Origin of the sequence: Streptomyces sp. NPDC046862 (assembly GCF_040704615.1) — a bacterium.
Lineage (GTDB): Bacteria > Actinomycetota > Actinomycetes > Streptomycetales > Streptomycetaceae > Streptomyces.
On record NZ_JBEYXP010000028.1, the window covers coordinates 1 to 15,566 of the forward strand.

At 69.5% G+C, this 15,566-nt stretch carries 11 protein-coding genes and 1 pseudogene; 10 read left to right on the forward strand and 2 right to left on the reverse strand.

Translation table 11 applies throughout. The annotated features are described in order from the left end of the window. Nucleotides 1-116: 116 nt before the first annotated feature. A complete protein-coding gene (locus AB0959_RS28425) occupies nt 117-794 on the reverse strand; it encodes a TrkA family potassium uptake protein (RefSeq protein ID WP_366829446.1) in 678 nt (225 codons plus the stop codon). After that, entirely contained in the window at nt 794-1,465 is a 672-nt protein-coding gene (locus AB0959_RS28430; RefSeq protein ID WP_366829447.1) for a TrkA family potassium uptake protein, read from the reverse strand. The genes AB0959_RS28425 and AB0959_RS28430 overlap by 1 nt, the downstream gene beginning before the upstream one ends. A gap of 589 nt (nt 1,466-2,054) precedes the next feature. Between AB0959_RS28430 and AB0959_RS28435 the strand changes: the two genes are divergently transcribed. From AB0959_RS28435 to AB0959_RS28480, 10 genes and pseudogenes are all read left to right on the forward strand, one after another. Continuing rightward, the gene (locus tag AB0959_RS28435) at nt 2,055-4,109 is read left to right on the forward strand and encodes an APC family permease (RefSeq protein WP_366829448.1); all 2,055 of its coding nucleotides are present in this window, start codon (nt 2,055-2,057) and stop codon (nt 4,107-4,109) included. A 134-nt stretch (nt 4,110-4,243) separates the two neighbouring features. After that, nucleotides 4,244-5,572 carry a TRAM domain-containing protein gene (locus AB0959_RS28440; RefSeq protein WP_366829449.1) on the forward strand — a complete coding sequence of 443 codons (1,329 nt, stop codon included), beginning with the start codon at nt 4,244-4,246 and terminating at the stop codon, nt 5,570-5,572. A 329-nt stretch (nt 5,573-5,901) separates the two neighbouring features. After that, nucleotides 5,902-7,083 carry an ROK family transcriptional regulator gene (locus tag AB0959_RS28445; protein WP_366829450.1) on the forward strand — a complete coding sequence of 394 codons (1,182 nt, stop codon included), beginning with the start codon at nt 5,902-5,904 and terminating at the stop codon, nt 7,081-7,083. Nucleotides 7,084-7,497: 414 nt separating this feature from the next. Next, nucleotides 7,498-9,021: a sugar ABC transporter ATP-binding protein gene (locus AB0959_RS28450; RefSeq protein WP_366829451.1), complete on the forward strand. Its 1,524-nt coding sequence runs from the start codon at nt 7,498-7,500 to the stop codon at nt 9,019-9,021. Further along, a complete protein-coding gene (locus tag AB0959_RS28455; RefSeq protein ID WP_366829452.1) occupies nt 9,018-10,049 on the forward strand; it encodes an ABC transporter permease in 1,032 nt (343 codons plus the stop codon). Before AB0959_RS28450 ends, AB0959_RS28455 begins: the two co-directional genes overlap by 4 nt. 101 nt (nt 10,050-10,150) lie before the next feature. Next, nucleotides 10,151-11,200 carry a substrate-binding domain-containing protein gene (locus AB0959_RS28460; protein ID WP_366829453.1) on the forward strand — a complete coding sequence of 350 codons (1,050 nt, stop codon included), beginning with the start codon at nt 10,151-10,153 and terminating at the stop codon, nt 11,198-11,200. Between the two features lie 86 nt (nt 11,201-11,286). Then, the gene (locus AB0959_RS28465; RefSeq protein WP_366829454.1) at nt 11,287-12,501 is read left to right on the forward strand and encodes a Gfo/Idh/MocA family oxidoreductase; all 1,215 of its coding nucleotides are present in this window, start codon (nt 11,287-11,289) and stop codon (nt 12,499-12,501) included. 32 nt (nt 12,502-12,533) lie between these two features. Continuing rightward, nucleotides 12,534-13,541, forward strand: coding sequence for a sugar phosphate isomerase/epimerase family protein (locus AB0959_RS28470; protein WP_366829455.1), 1,008 nt, complete (start codon nt 12,534-12,536; stop codon nt 13,539-13,541). 404 nt (nt 13,542-13,945) lie between these two features. Beyond that, nucleotides 13,946-14,213: pseudogene (locus tag AB0959_RS28475) on the forward strand (alkaline phosphatase family protein); the annotation flags it as partial. A gap of 54 nt (nt 14,214-14,267) precedes the next feature. Next, nucleotides 14,268-15,431, forward strand: a complete 1,164-nt coding sequence (locus tag AB0959_RS28480; RefSeq protein WP_366829456.1) for a TIM barrel protein — start codon at nt 14,268-14,270, stop codon at nt 15,429-15,431. Nucleotides 15,432-15,566 lie beyond the last annotated feature (135 nt).

Consider the following 15,566-nt stretch of genomic DNA (forward strand, 5'->3'; position numbering starts at 1 on the left):
CTCTTATCCCCCCCCGTTGGGGAACCCACCGCCCTCCACAACACCCCCGGCCGTGTAAAAATTGGGGGGGCCCCGCTCACACCCCCGCCCCCCCCCTCTTCTCGTATCCCCGCCGATCAGCTCGTCGCGTCCTCGCGCCGCACCGACAGCAGGTCCTCCAACTGCTCCTCCCGCGCCTGGGCGGCCACGAACAGCAATTCGTCGCCGGCCTCCAGGGAGTCCTCCTGCGTGGGGGTGAGGACGCGGGTGCCGCGGATGATGGTGACCAGGGAGGTGTCCTCGGGCCACTCGACCTCGCCGACCTGGGTGCCGGCCAGGGCCGACTCCGGGGGGAGGGTGAGTTCGACGAGGTTGGCGTCGCCGTGGCTGAAGCGCAGCAGGCGGACCAGGTCGCCGACGCTGACCGCCTCCTCCACGAGGGCCGACATCAGCCGGGGGGTCGATACGGCCACGTCCACGCCCCAGGACTCGTTGAACAGCCACTCGTTCTTGGGATTGTTGACGCGTGCGACGACGCGCGGAACGCCGTACTCGGTCTTGGCGAGCAGTGAGACGACCAGGTTCACCTTGTCGTCGCCCGTCGCCGCGATCACGACGTTGCAGCGCTGGAGCGCCGCCTCGTCCAGCGACGTGATCTCACAGGCGTCGGCCAGCAGCCACTCCGCCTGGGGGACGCGCTCGACCGAGATGGCGGTCGGCGCCTTGTCGACGAGAAGGACCTCGTGGCCGTTCTCCAGCAGTTCGCCCGCGATCGAGCGGCCGACCGCGCCCGCTCCGGCAATGGCGACCCTCATCAGTGACCGCCCTCCTCATCGGGCCCCTCGGTGAAGGACGCCTCGACCTTCTCGACATCGTCCGTGCGCATCATGACGTGGACCAGGTCGCCCTCCTGGAGCACCGTCTGCGAGGTGGGCAGGATCGCCTCGCCCAGCCGGGTGAGGAACGCCACCCGGACCCCCGTCTCCTCCTGGAGCTTGCTGATCTTGTGGCCGACCCAGGCCGTCGAGGCGTGCACCTCGGCGAGTTGCACCCCGCCCGTGGGGTCGCGCCACAGCGGCTCGGCACCGGAGGGCAGCAGCCGGCGCAGCATCTGGTCGGCGGTCCAGCGGACCGTGGCGACCGTCGGAATGCCCAGACGCTGGTAGACCTCGGCGCGGCGCGGGTCGTAGATGCGCGCCGCCACGTTCTCGATGCCGAACATCTCGCGGGCGACCCGCGCGGCGATGATGTTGGAGTTGTCACCGCTGGAGACGGCGGCGAACGCGCCGGCCTCCTCGATGCCCGCCTCGCGCAGGGTGTCCTGGTCGAAGCCGACTCCGGTGACACGGCGGCCGCCGAACCCGGAGCCCAGCCGCCGGAAGGCGGTGGGGTCCTGGTCGATCACCGCGACCGTGTGCCCCTGTTGCTCCAGGTTCTGGGCGAGAGCGGAGCCCACTCGTCCGCAGCCCATGATGACAATGTGCACGGGCCTACACCACGCTTCCCACAGACCATCTGGCCTGTGTCCTTGTCTTGCTCATGTCCTTCTCTCGGCTCGCCGGGCAACGCGTGCGGCCGGTGTGCGGGCCGCCAGGCAACATCATGCCGGTGATTTCCGGCCGTTGCCCCGTTCGGGTCCGGGGTGCCGCTCCCGTATGCCCGTTACCAACGTATCGGTCCCGACCGCGGCGGCCGATGACGGGCCCGGCGTTCACCGACCGGTCGCGACGGCCGGGGCTCGCGGGGAGCTCGCCCGGTGCCCCTCAGCGGCGGCTGATGCTGCGGACGCTGAAGAGCGTCAGGACGCCGAGCCCGACGAGTGCGGCGGCGGCGCCGATGAGTTCGGCGGCATGCGTCATGAGGTCTCCAGGGCGGGGTGCGGGGCGGTTCGCAGGGCGTGGTGGAAGGCGGTTTTGTCATATAGACACGGGGACGGCGTCCGTGACGGAATCCGCAGCCCGCCTCGTCCGCCAATTCACCCGGAGGGCATACGGCGTGGCAGGTCCGCGCCCCGTGACCGGTCGGGGGTGGGGGAGGCTGGGCGCCTCGTGCCCCGACGGCTTACGATCCTTGGCGTGTCCAAACTGACCGACGTGCCCAAACGGATCCTGATCGGGCGCGCACTGCGCAGTGACCGGCTGGGGGAAACACTCCTGCCCAAGCGCATCGCGCTGCCCGTCTTCGCATCCGACCCGCTCTCCTCCGTGGCGTACGCGCCGGGCGAGGTGCTGCTGGTCCTCTCCATCGCGGGCGTGTCGGCGTACCACTTCAGCCCCTGGATCGCGGTCGCGGTCGTCGTGCTGATGTTCACTGTGGTGGCGTCGTACCGGCAGAACGTGCACGCGTACCCCAGCGGCGGCGGTGACTACGAGGTGGCGAACACCAACCTCGGTCCCAAGGCCGGCCTCACCGTCGCCAGTGCGCTGCTCGTCGACTACGTCCTCACCGTCGCCGTCTCCATCTCCTCCGGCGTGGAGAACCTCGGCTCCGCCATACCCTTCTTCGTCGAGAACAAGGTGCTGTGCGCCGTCGGCATCATCGTGCTGCTGACGCTGATGAACCTGCGCGGGGTGAAGGAGTCCGGCAAGCTCTTCGCGATCCCGACGTACGTGTTCGTCGTCGGCGTCTTCATCATGATCGCCTGGGGCGCGTTCCGCGGTCTGGTCCTCGACGAGACCATGAGGGCGCCCACCTCCGGCTTCGAGATCAAGGCCGAGCACCAGGGACTCGCCGGCTTCGCGCTGGTCTTCCTGATGCTGCGCGCCTTCTCCTCCGGCTGTGCCGCGCTCACCGGCGTCGAGGCGATCTCCAACGGCGTGCCCGCCTTCCGCAAGCCCAAGTCGAGGAACGCCGCCACCACGCTGGCGGCGATGGGCCTGCTCGCCGTCACCATGTTCTGCGGCATCATCGGCCTGGCCATGGCGACCAAGGTCCGCATGGCGGAGAACCCGGCCCAGGACCTGCTGAAGAACGGCGTCCCCATCGGTGACGGATACGTCCAGAACCCGGTGATCTCGCAGGTCGCGGCCGCCGTCTTCGGCGACGGAACGTTCTTCTTCGTCTTGCTCGCCGCCGCCACGGCCCTCGTGCTGTTCCTGGCCGCCAACACCGCCTACAACGGTTTCCCGCTGCTCGGCTCGATCCTCGCCCAGGACCGCTACCTGCCGCGCCAGTTGCACACCCGCGGCGACCGGCTCGCGTTCTCCAACGGCATCGTGCTGCTCGCGGGCGCGGCCGGACTGCTCGTGTGGATCTACGGCGCCGACTCCACGCGTCTCATCCAGCTCTACATCGTGGGCGTGTTCGTCTCCTTCACGCTCAGCCAGACCGGCATGGTCCGGCACTGGAACCGTCATCTGAGGACGGAGAAGGACCAGGCCAAGCGGCGGCACATGGTCCGCTCCCGGGCCATCAATGCCTTCGGCGCCTTCTTCACGGGCCTGGTGCTGGTCGTCGTCCTGGTCACCAAGTTCACGCACGGCGCGTGGGTGGCCCTGGTGGGCATGGTGATCTTCTACGCGACGATGACGGCGATCCGTAAGCACTACGACCGGGTCGCCGAGGAGATCTCGGCACCCGAGGGCCCGAGCGACGACGTCGTACGCCCGTCCCGCGTCCACTCGGTGGTCCTGATCTCGAAGATCCACCGCCCCACGCTGCGGGCCCTCGCCTACGCCAAGCTGCTGCGCTCGCACACCCTGGAGGCCCTCAGCGTCAACGTCGACCCGGCCGAGACCAAGGCGCTCCAGGAGGAGTGGAACCGGCGCGGCATCGACGTACCGCTGAAGGTCCTGGACTCGCCGTACCGCGAGATCACGCGGCCGATCATCGAGTACGTGAAGGGGCTGCGCAAGGAGTCCCCGCGCGACGCGGTGTCCGTGATCATCCCCGAGTACGTGGTCGGCCACTGGTACGAGCAGCTGCTGCACAACCAGAGCGCGCTCCGGCTCAAGGGCCGGCTGCTGTTCACGCCGGGCGTGATGGTCACCTCGGTGCCGTACCAGCTGGAGTCCTCCGAGGTGGCGCGCAAGCGGGCCCGCAAGCGGCAGGAGTGGAACGCGCCGGGCGCGGTGCGCCGCGGCCCCGCGGAACGGCCCAAGGAGAGCAAGGCGCCCAGCGCCAAGAGCTGACCGCCGGAGCCGGCCTGACGGGCTCGTGGTGAGCGGCCGGACGACGCCCCCGTAGACTGGTGGGCTGTTGTCCGGCCGCTCGCCTTTCACGCCGCCACCCGTTACGCGTCCTTACGTCTTGGAGTCACCCCACCATGCAGGCAGAAGAGAAGAAATCGCTGGTAGGGGAGGAGTACGAGGTCGAGATCGGCCCCGTCGCCCACGGCGGCCACTGCATCGCCCGGGCGTCCACGGGCCAGGTCCTCTTCGTCCGGCACGCGCTGCCCGGTGAGCGGGTCGTCGCGCGGGTGACGGAGGGCGAGGAAGGGGCGCGTTTCCTGCGCGCCGACGCCGTGGAGGTGCTGTCGGCGTCCAAGGACCGCGTCGAGGCCCCCTGCCCGTACGCCGGTCCGGGCCGCTGCGGAGGCTGCGACTGGCAGCACGCCAAGCCGGGCGCACAGCGGCGGCTCAAGGGCGAGGTGGTCGCCGAGCAGTTGCAGCGGCTCGCGGGCCTCACGCCCGAGGAGGCGGGCTGGGACGGCACGGTGATGCCGGCCGAGGGCGACAAGCTTCCGGCGGGTGAGGTGCCGGCGTGGCGCACGCGCGTGCAGTACGCCGTCGACTCCGAGGGCCACGCCGGTCTGCGCCGGCACCGCTCGCACGAGGTGGAGCGGATCGACCACTGCTTGATCGCGGCGCCGGGCGTCGACGAGCTCGGCATCGAGAAGCGCGACTGGACCGGCATGGAATCGGTCGAGGCGATCGCGGCGACGGGTTCGCAGGACCGCCAGGTGATCCTGACACCGAGGCCGGGAGCGCGGCTGCCCATCGTGGAGCTGGACAAGCCGGTGTCGGTGATGCGGGTCGAGGAGAAGGACGGCGGTGTCCACCGCGTCCACGGCCGCCCCTTCGTCCGCGAACGCGCCGACGGCCGTACCCACCGGGTCGGCAGCGGCGGCTTCTGGCAGGTGCACCCGAAGGCGGCCGACACCCTCGTCACCGCCGTGATGCAGGGGCTCCTGCCGCGCAAGGGCGAGATGGCGCTGGACCTGTACTGCGGGGCCGGCCTCTTCGCGGGTGCCCTCGCCGACCGGCTCGGCGACAAGGGCGCGGTCCTCGGCATCGAGTCGGGCAAGCGCGCGGTGGAGGACGCCCGGCACAACCTCGCCGAGTTCGACCGCGTCCGCATCGAGCAGGGCAAGGTCGAGGCCGTGCTGCCGCGTACGGGCATCACCGAGGTCGACCTCGTCGTCCTGGACCCGCCGCGGGCCGGTGCGGGCCGGAAGACGGTCGAGCACCTGTCGTCGCTGGGCGCACGGAGGATCGCCTACGTGGCCTGCGATCCGGCCGCCCTGGCCCGGGACCTGGGGTACTTCCGCGAGGGCGGGTACCGGGTGCGGACGCTGCGGGTGTTCGACCTGTTTCCGATGACACATCATGTGGAGTGCGTCGCGATCCTGGAGCCTGCCGAAAAGGGCCGCTGACCTGCTGCTTCGTCGAGTGTGCAGTATGTGCGCCGTGGGCGTTACGAGCGGTGGTCGCGACGGCGACGAGTGATCCGACAGCCGGTGCGGCCCCTCTGGTGATGACGGCCGTGCTCGGCCCTGCGGCCGTTCTGGAGTAGCGCTCTCGGAGACCACCCGTCGAGACTTTGTCCTGTGCGTGGAAAAAGAAGCGCCGATTCAGGCGTAAGTACTTCCCACTCCGGAAAATCGTTGTTACGTTCCTTTCCGACGGCCTGACGGCGCAGTCGGCGGAGACAGGCGTCCGGGCCCCAGCCGTGGGTGAGGGGAGAGGAGGGATCGTGAGGCGGATGACCGCTCGACCTGAGAACGCGCATCAGGCGCGGCTGCTTCGTCTGCTGCGTGACAACGGGTCCAACTCTCGTGCCCAGCTGGGTGATCTGGTGGACCTGTCCCGTTCGAAGCTGGCAGTCGAAGTGGACAGGCTGCTGGAGACGGGGCTGGTTGTCGCGGACGGGCTGGCTCCGTCCCGGGGCGGCCGGCGGTCGCACAACATCCGGCTCGCGCCGACACTGCGTTTCCTCGGTGTCGATATCGGTGCCACGTCGGTCGATGTCGCCGTGACGAACGCGGAGTTGGAGGTCCTGGGGCATCTGAATCAACCGATGGATGTCCGGGAGGGGCCGGTGGCGGTCTTCGAGCAGGTGCTGTCCATGGCCGCCAAGCTGAAGGCCTCCGGTGTCGCGGAGGGGTTCGACGGCGCCGGTATCGGCGTCCCGGGACCGGTCCGCTTCCCCGAGGGCGTACCGGTCGCGCCGCCGATCATGCCCGGCTGGGACGGCTTTCCCGTACGGGAGGCGCTCAGCCAGGAACTCGGTTGCCCGGTCATGGTCGACAACGACGTGAACCTGATGGCGATGGGGGAGCAGCACGCGGGCGTCGCACGCTCCGTGGGCGACTTCCTGTGCATCAAGATCGGCACCGGCATCGGCTGCGGCATCGTCGTCGGCGGAGAGGTCCACCGGGGGGCGACCGGCAGTGCCGGCGACATCGGTCACATTCAGGTGGAACCGGGAGGTCGCGCGTGTGCGTGCGGCAACCGGGGCTGCCTGGAAGCCCACTTCAGCGGTGCCGCGCTGGCCGGTGACGCGGAGCAGGCCGCACGTGAGGGCCGGTCGGTACAGCTCGCTGCCCGGCTCGAGACGGCCGGGCGTCTGACGGCCGAGGACGTGTCGGCTGCCGCGGCGGCAGGGGACGCGGTGGCTCTGGAGCTGATCCGGGAGGGCGGGAAGCGTCTGGGGCAGGTCATCGCCGGCCTTGTCAGTTTCTTCAATCCGGGGCTGGTGGTGATCAGCGGCGGTGTGACCGGGCTCGGGCACACGCTGCTGGCCAGCGTCCGGACCCAGGTGTACCGGCAGTCGTTGCCGCTGGCCACGGGCAACCTGCCGATTGTGCTGGGTGAGTTGGGACCGGCCGCCGGAGCCATCGGCGCGGCCCGGCTCATCAGCGACCACGTCTTCTCACCGGCCTGACCGCTGCAGCCCTCGTCGGCAACGGACCACCAACCGCTGCCGCCCTCGTCGGCAACGGACCACCACTCGGGCCACTGCAACCCTGTGGCGCCATACAACCAAGCGCCACTACAACCGGGCGTCACTGCAACCGCGTTGGCGATCCTGCACCCATTACGCCTCGGCAACCCCATGGCGCCCTCGCAACACCCGTAGAGCCATCTCGACAAGCCACAGCACCGCCGTAGCCACCGCATGAAGCGTCGGCGGCTGCCACCACCGCATGGTTGCCGGGCCATCAGGCCTGCCCTGCTCTTCTCAGCCCCTACCTACGCCCCAGCGCACACCTCGCCAGGGGCTCTCCAGAGCCGTCTCCCTGAACCACCCTGCCCAGCCCTGCCCGCTCACGGCCCGCATCCGCCGAGGGGAATCCTCATGGCACCACAACCACCCCTGCTCACCATGTCCGGTATCACCAAGTCGTTCCCGGGCGTTCGCGCCCTGGACGGCGTGGATCTCGAGGTCCAGGCCGGCGAGGTCCACTGCCTGCTCGGTCAGAACGGGGCCGGCAAGTCCACTTTGATCAAAGTGCTCGCCGGAGCTCACCAGCCGGACAGCGGCGAGATCACCTGGCGGGATGAGCCCGTGACCCTGGGGTCGCCGGTCGCCGCCATGCGTCTCGGCATCGCCACCATCTACCAGGAACTCGATCTGATCGAGGGGCTGTCCGTCGCGGAGAACGTCTTCCTCGGGCACGAACCCACCTCCGCCGGGTTCGTCGTGCGCGGCTCTGCCGCCCGTACGGCGACCGCGGAGCTGCTGAAACGTCTGGGGCACTCGGAGATCGATCCGACGACGCTCGTCGGCGACCTGTCCGCGGCGCAGCAGCAGATCGTCTCGATGGCCCGCGCGCTGTCCCACGAGGTTCGGTTGATCGTGATGGACGAGCCGTCGGCGGCGCTCGACCCCGAAGAGGTGGACAACCTTTTCAGGATCGTGGGCGATCTGACGGCGGAGGGTGTCGCCGTCATCTACATCTCCCACCGGCTTGAGGAGATCCGGCGCATCGGGGACCGGGTCACGGTCCTGAAGGAGGGCCGGTCGGTCGCGGGCGGTCTGCCTGCCAAGGCGACGCCGACCGATGAGGTCGTGGCCCTGATGACCGGGCGGAATGTCGAGTACGTCTTCCCCGAGCGGCCTGAGGCCGGGTTCACCGCGGGCAGAGAACCGGTGCTGAAGGTCGAAGGACTGACCCGGCGAGGGGAGTTCGCGCCCGTCGACCTGGAACTGCGGCCCGGTGAGATCGTCGGTCTGGCCGGGCTCGTCGGGTCCGGGCGCAGCGAGATCCTGGAGACGATCTACGGGGCTCGCAAGCCCGACGACGGCCGTGTCCTCGTCGACGGCACACCCTTGCGCCCCGGAAGTGTCCGCGCCGCCGTCCGTGCCGGCATCGGCCTCGCGCCCGAGGAACGCAAGGCGCAGGGCCTGCTGATGCTGGAGTCCGTCAGCAGCAACGTCTCGGTCTCCACCCTGTCCCGGTTCGCCCGCGCGGGCTGGCTCGACCGGCGTGCCGAGCGAGCTGCGGCGCACCAGGCGGTTCGGGAACTGTCCCTCCGGCCGGACAATCCCGATGCCGCGATCAGGACCCTGTCCGGCGGCAACCAGCAGAAGGCGGTGCTCGCACGCTGGCTGTTGCGAGGCTGCAAGGTGCTGCTGCTGGACGAGCCGACCAGGGGTGTCGACATCGGCGCCCGGGCGGAGCTCTACGCGGTGATTCGCCGGCTGGCCGACGAGGGCCTGGCCGTACTTCTCGTGTCCAGTGAGGTGCCCGAAGTCCTGGGTCTCGCCGACCGGGTGCTGGTGCTCCGTGAAGGCAGCGTCGTGCACACGGCGGACGCCCGGGAGCTCGACGAGCACCGTGTACTTGATCTTGTAATGGAAGGGAGCCTCACGCCATGACGCAGCCGGCCACCGCGGCGCAGAAGGAAGCGCCGACGTCCGCCGCCAAGTCCGCGGAGGACGGGGAGAGTTCGCGGCGACCCCGACTGCGGTGGGACGTGCGCAGTCTGTCATTGCTCGGAGTCCTCGCCGTCCTCGTCGCGGTCGGTGGGATCACCGCACCGGACCAGTTCCTGGCGACGAGCAATCTGCAGCTCGTCCTCACCCAGGCGTCCGTGATCGGCGTCGTCACCGTCGGCATGACGTTCGTCATCACCAGCGGCGGGATCGACCTGTCGGTCGGCGCGATGGTGGCGCTCGCCTCGGTGTGGGCGACGACCGTGGCCACGCAGGAGTTCGGCTTCGCGGGCATCCTCTTCACCGCGGTGATCGTCGGTGTGGGCTGTGGTCTCGTCAACGGTCTGCTGATCGCCTACGGCAGGATGGTGCCGTTCATCGCGACGCTGGCCATGCTCGCCTCCGCCCGGGGCCTGGCGTTGCAGATCACGGACGGCAGCACCCAGGTCGTGACCGTCGGATCGGTGCTCGATCTCGGTGCCAGGGACGCCTACATCCTCGGCATCCCGCCCCTCGTTCTGATCTTCGCCGCTGTCACCGTCATCGGCTGGCTGCTGCTCAACCGCACCACCTTCGGCCGGCGCACCGTCGCCGTCGGCGGCAACGCGGAAGCGGCACGCCTCGCCGGCATCGACGTCCGCCGCCAGCGCCTGTACCTGTACCTGCTGTCCGGACTGTGCTGCGGTATCGCCGCGTTCATGCTGATCGTGCTCGCCGGCTCGGGTCAGAACACCAACGGCAACCTCTACGAGCTGGACGCCATCGCCGCGGCGATCATCGGCGGCACCCTGCTCAGCGGCGGTCGCGGCACCATCATCGGCTCCGTCCTCGGCGTCCTGGTCTTCACCACGATCACCAACATCTTCGCCCTGAACAACCTCGAGACCGCTGTCCAGCAGATCGCGAAGGGCGCCATCATCGTCGCCGCCGTCCTGGTCCAGCGCCGCTCGATGCGCGGCGGCGACGCCTGACGCCGTGCAGCGCCGCCGGACGGCGGCCCCTGACACCGCCGTCCGGCACCCCCCACATCCTCCATCTGACGCACACCGCCCAGTCGAAGGGTCCATCCGCCATGGCACGAACCCCCGCCACCAGCCGCAGATCACTCCTGTTCGGCACCGCAGCCGTTTCCGCCGGCGCGCTGCTGACGGCCTGCACCAGCAATGAGCCCACGAAGCAGGAGGGGGCCGCGGACAACGCCGCCCCGGTCGCGGACGACAAGCCGGGCAAGCCTGTCACCATCGGCTTCGCCGGGCCGCAGGCCGACCACGGCTGGCTCAACGCCATCAACGACAACGCCAAGTCGCGGGCGAAGAAGTACTCGGACGTCACGCTGGAGATCACCGAGGGGTCCAACGACACCGCCCAGCAGATCGGCCAGATCCAGACGCTGATCAACAAGAAGGTCGATGTCCTGGTGATCCTGCCGGCCGACGGCAAGGCGCTCACCCAGGTCGGCCTGCAGGCCATGAAGGCGGGTATTCCCGTCGTCAACCTGGACCGTGTCTTCGGCTCCCAGCAGGCGTACCGCTGCTGGATCGGCGGCGACAACTACGGCATGGGCCTCAACGCCGGCCACTACATCGGCGAACAGCTGAAGGACAAGAAGAACGCCAAGGTCGTGGAACTCGCCGGCCTCGACAACCTCGAGCTGACCCAGCAGCGCACCAAGGGCTTCAACGACGCCCTGAAGAACTACCCGAACATCAAGAAGGTGGCCCGCCAGGCGGCCGACTTCACGGTCGAGTCCGGCCAGGCAAAGATGGCTCAACTGCTGCAGGCCCAGTCGAAGTTCGACGCGCTGTGGAACCACGACGACGATCAGGGCGTGGGCGCGCTGCGCGCCATCGACCAGGCCGGTCGCGACGACTTCCTGATGGTCGGCGGCGCGGGTGCCAAGTCCGCGATGGACGCCATCAAGGCCGGCAACAGCGTGCTGAAGGCGACCGTCCTGTACCCGCCGACGATGGCCGCCTCCGCCATCGACCTCGCGCGGGCGCTCGGCCAGGGCAAGGGCGTCGGTGGCCTCGCCGAGTTCGAGATCCCGTCTTCGATGACCCTCTACTCGGCCGTGGTCACCAAGGACAACGTCGACCAGTACCTGCCGACCGGCTTCATCTGACCGGGCCGGGCAGTGCGGTGACCCGTCGCCGCGTGCCCCACGAACACAGCGATGAGTCAGTGACACTCCGACGAGGAGCAATCCGTATGGAACAGAGGGACAGTCGGACCGCACCGCCGGCACTCGGCGTGGGCATGGTCGGTTACTCGTTCATGGGCGCCGCGCACTCACAGGGGTGGCGCACCGTAGGGCACGTGTTCGACCTGCCGCTGCGGCCGGTCCTGGCCGCGATCGCCGGCCGCGACGCGCACGCCGTGCGGGCGGCCGCCGACAAGCACGGCTGGGCCGCGGCGGAGACCGACTGGCGCGCCCTCATAGCCCGCGACGACGTGCAACTCGTCGACATCTGCACACCGGGCGACAGCCATGCGGAGATCGCCATCGCGGCGCTGGAGGCGGGCAAGCACGTCCTGTGCGAGAAGCCGCTGGCCAATTCGGTCGCCGAGGCGGAGGCCATGGTCACGGCCGCCGAAGCGGCCCGCTCGCGCGGCCAGTTGGCCATGGTGGGCTTCAACTACCGGCGTGTGCCCGCCCTCACCTTCGCCCGCCGGCTCATCGCCGACGGCAGGCTCGGCACGTTGCGCCACGTACGCGTCAGCTACCTCCAGGACTGGCTGGTCGACCCCGACTTCCCGCTGACGTGGCGGCTGCAGCGGGAGCACGCGGGGTCGGGGGCGCTCGGCGACCTCGGCGCGCACATCGTCGACCTCGCCCAGTACCTGGCGGGGGAGGTGCTGGTCGGGGTCTCCGCCCAGATGGAGACCTTCGTCAAGGAACGCCCCCGCCTCGACGGTGCCTCCTCCGGTCTGGCCGCTTCCGGAGGCACCCGGCGAGGTCCGGTGACGGTCGATGACGCGGCCGTCTTCACCGGCCGGCTCGCCTCGGGGGCGCTCGCCACGTTCGAGGCGACGCGGATGGCGTCGGGGCGCAAGAACGCCCTGAGGCTGGAGGTGAACGGCGAGTTCGGTTCGCTCGCGTTCGACCTGGAGCGGCTCAACGAGTTGTCCTTCCACGACCATCGGGAGCCCGCCGCCACGGCGGGGTTCCGCAGGATCGACGTCACCGAGGCCGAGCACCCGTACCTGGAGGGCTGGTGGCCGCCGGGTCACCCGCTCGGCTATGAGCACACCTTCGCCCACCAGGCCCGCGACCTGGTCGAGGCCATCGCGTCCGGCACCGACCCGAGGCCGTCGTTCGCCGACGGTCTGCAGGTGCAGCGGGTGCTCGCCGCGGTGGAGGAGAGCGCGCAGAAGAACTCCGTCCACACCCCTGTCCAGGCCGTCGAGGCCGAAGTCCGGTAGAGATCCGGCAAGGAACCCCGCTCGGAGGCACCATGCCACGCCCGTTCACCCTGTTCACCGGTCAGTGGGCCGATCTGCCGTTGGAGGAGGTCTGCCGACGGGCCGCCGACTTCGGCTACGACGGCCTCGAACTCGCCTGCTGGGGCGACCACTTCGAGGTCGACAAGGCTCTGGCCGATCCGTCCTACCTGGCCGGCCGGCACGCGCTGCTGGAGAAGTACGGCCTGAAGTGCTGGGCGATCTCCAACCACCTCGTCGGCCAGGCCGTCTGTGACCATCCCATCGACGAACGGCACCAGGGCATCCTGCCCGCCCGGATCTGGGGCGACGGGGAGCCGGAGGGCGTACGCCTACGGGCCGCGGCCGAGATCGCGAACACTGCGCGGGCCGCCGCCGCCTTCGGCGTCGACACGGTCGTCGGTTTCACCGGATCGTCGATCTGGCATCTGGTGGCGATGTTCCCGCCGGTACCGGAGCGGATGATCGAGCGCGGTTACGAGGACTTCGCCGAACGCTGGAACCCGGTCCTGGACGTGTTCGACACCGAGGGCGTCCGCTTCGCCCACGAGGTCCATCCGAGCGAGATCGCCTACGACTACTGGACCACCAAGCGCGCCCTGGAGGCGGTGGACAACCGCCCGGCCTTCGGGCTCAACTTCGACCCCAGCCACTTCGTCTGGCAGGACCTGGACCCGGTCGGCTTCCTCTACGACTTCCGGGACCGGATCTACCACGTCGACTGCAAGGAGGCCCGCAAGCGTCTGGACGGGCGCAACGGGCGGCTCGGCTCCCATCTGCCCTGGGGTGACCCGAGGCGCGGTTGGGACTTCGTCTCCGCCGGGCACGGTGACGTCCCCTGGGAGGACGTGTTCCGGATGCTGCGTTCGATCCGCTATGACGGACCGATCTCCGTGGAGTGGGAGGACGCCGGTATGGACCGCCTCGTCGGTGCGCCGCAAGCACTCGCCCATCTGAAGCGATTCGACTTCGACCCGCCTTCGGCGTCCTTCGACGCCGCCTTTGGCGGCGCCGACAACTAGACGCTCCGCAGTAGCCGTAAATCGGCTCAATCCACGCCCAGTTGGGGTGCTGACGAACCGTAGCTGCCCCCGCCCTTTCGAGAGCCGACCACGTCAGTGCCCGGCGGCGGAGAGCCGCCGGGCTGGTCCGGGCTGCTCGGACACGGCTTTGTCCTGACTCGGGAAGAAGTTCGCCGTCTTCGTGCGCAAGGGGTTCCGGCCAAGGACGAACGGGGCTACGGTCCCTTCGTGCACAGGGACCACACAGTGGTTCGAGACTGACGGCGCGTTCAGGTCGCGCGGCGCGCCGCTCGTTTGACGGGCCTACGGAGGACGGCCCGACACAGCGCAGGGCCAATAACTCTCAGGTACCCCGCATTTCTCACCGGCGGCCCTTTGCCGCCCACCCGCACGCAACCCGCAACGACCCCGTCGAGCTGTTCATGGATCCCGAAGATCCTTGCGTGCGGCTCGAGGCAGCCAAGGCCGGGGGCCCGCAAGAAGCTCGGCATGCCTCACCGGCTCGCCGTCGTCCCCCTTGACGCCTCACCCGTACGCGGCAGCCACGGCCGCCTCCCCACGAGCGACGAAGAAGGTCCGCTCGTCCTGGTCTCCACCCCCCGCGCAGTGTCCGGCCGTGCAGCGGCCACCGAAGTGAAGTCCCTGCTCCTGCGGCTCGCCGGCCTCGCCTGAGGGCGGCAGCCGTCGAGCACTCGCAGCACCGCGACAACGAAAGAGAGAACCACTGTGACCGCGTTCAACGACGAAGCCGTCACCGGCGACGCCCTGCGCCGCGCACTCGGCGTCAGCCGCCGCCGTTTCCTCAGCACCTGCACGGCCGCCACCGCCGCGGCGGTGGCCGCCCCGGTCTTCGGTGCCGCGCCCGCCCTGGCGCAGGACGGAGCGGAAGCCGCCGGCCATGACGGTGGGCGTTCCGCTCTGGTCCCGCCGCACAAGCGCGGCATCATCCTCTACACCGTGCGTGACGCGATCGGCCGCGACCCGCTGGCCTCCGATCTGCCCTCCGGTTTCCGCGAGGTGTTCAAGCAGCTGTCGCGCTTCGGCTACCGCCAGGTGGAGTTCGCCGGCTACGGCCAGCACGCCAACGCGCCGGGAGGCGCCGATCTGGGCACCGTCCAGGGCGCGAAGCTGCTGCGCTCCTGGCTCGACGCGTACGGCCTGCGGGCGCAGGGCAGCCACGGCTTCATCCCCCCGTCCTGGCCGCTGACCCCGTCCGACCTGGACACCTTCAAGCGCTTCCTGGAGATCGCCAACATCCTCGGCATGGAGCACATGGGGACCGGCGCCGACCCCACCACCACCCCCTACCGGGCCGACTGGGACGTCGCCGCGCAGAAGTGGAACACCCTGGGCGCCATCGCCCGCCGTGAAGGCATCAAGCTCTACACCCACAACCACGACAGCGCCTACGACTTCCTGCTCGACGGCGGCCCGCTCGACGCCCAGGGCCGGCCGACCCGCAGCTCCGGTATCCGGAAGCTGGAGTACTTCCTGACGGTGACGGACCGCAAGAGCGTCTATCTGGAGCTGGACGTCTTCTGGGCGCACGTCGCCCAGTACAAGTTCCACACGTACACCGCTCACGACGGCTCGCGGCGTGAGCAGGTCTTCGACCCGGCAGCTCTCGTGGTCCGCAACACCAACCGCTTCCCGCTCTTCCACGCGAAGGACGGCGTGGTCAATCCCCAGAGCGGCCTGGGCTACGACATGGTGCCGTTCGGGACGGGCGACATCGACTACCGGAAGTTCTTCACCCGGGTGGGTGCGAAGAACTACCACAACCCGATGGTCGAGCAGGACACCGCACCGAGCGCGAGCGTTCCCGGTCAGTCCCTGGAGTTCGCCCGGATCGGCTACGACAACCTCGCGGCCCTACGCGCCCGTACCTGACGCAGCGTCATGCGCGATGCCCGCCCGGCCTCTTGGCGCGGGGCGGGCTCCGGGTATGCCCGAAAAGGCATGAAATGCAACAGCGAACTTTTCTTGAAAAGATTGAAACTTTGTCCTTGACGAGTTGAAAGTAGG

Bases quoted from the DNA above. Each gene is read 5' to 3' on its own strand.
- AB0959_RS28450 (WP_366829451.1), top strand. From the start codon at position 7,498: ATGGCACCACAACCACCCCTGCTCACCATGTCCGGTATCACCAAGTCG.
- AB0959_RS28470 (WP_366829455.1), top strand. From the start codon at position 12,534: ATGCCACGCCCGTTCACCCTGTTCACCGGTCAGTGGGCCGATCTGCCG.
- AB0959_RS28455 (WP_366829452.1), top strand. From the start codon at position 9,018: ATGACGCAGCCGGCCACCGCGGCGCAGAAGGAAGCGCCGACGTCCGCC.
- AB0959_RS28460 (WP_366829453.1), top strand. From the start codon at position 10,151: ATGGCACGAACCCCCGCCACCAGCCGCAGATCACTCCTGTTCGGCACC.
- AB0959_RS28465 (WP_366829454.1), top strand. From the start codon at position 11,287: ATGGAACAGAGGGACAGTCGGACCGCACCGCCGGCACTCGGCGTGGGC.
- AB0959_RS28440 (WP_366829449.1), top strand. From the start codon at position 4,244: ATGCAGGCAGAAGAGAAGAAATCGCTGGTAGGGGAGGAGTACGAGGTC.
- AB0959_RS28445 (WP_366829450.1), top strand. From the start codon at position 5,902: ATGACCGCTCGACCTGAGAACGCGCATCAGGCGCGGCTGCTTCGTCTG.
- AB0959_RS28425 (WP_366829446.1), bottom strand. From the start codon at position 794: ATGAGGGTCGCCATTGCCGGAGCGGGCGCGGTCGGCCGCTCGATCGCG.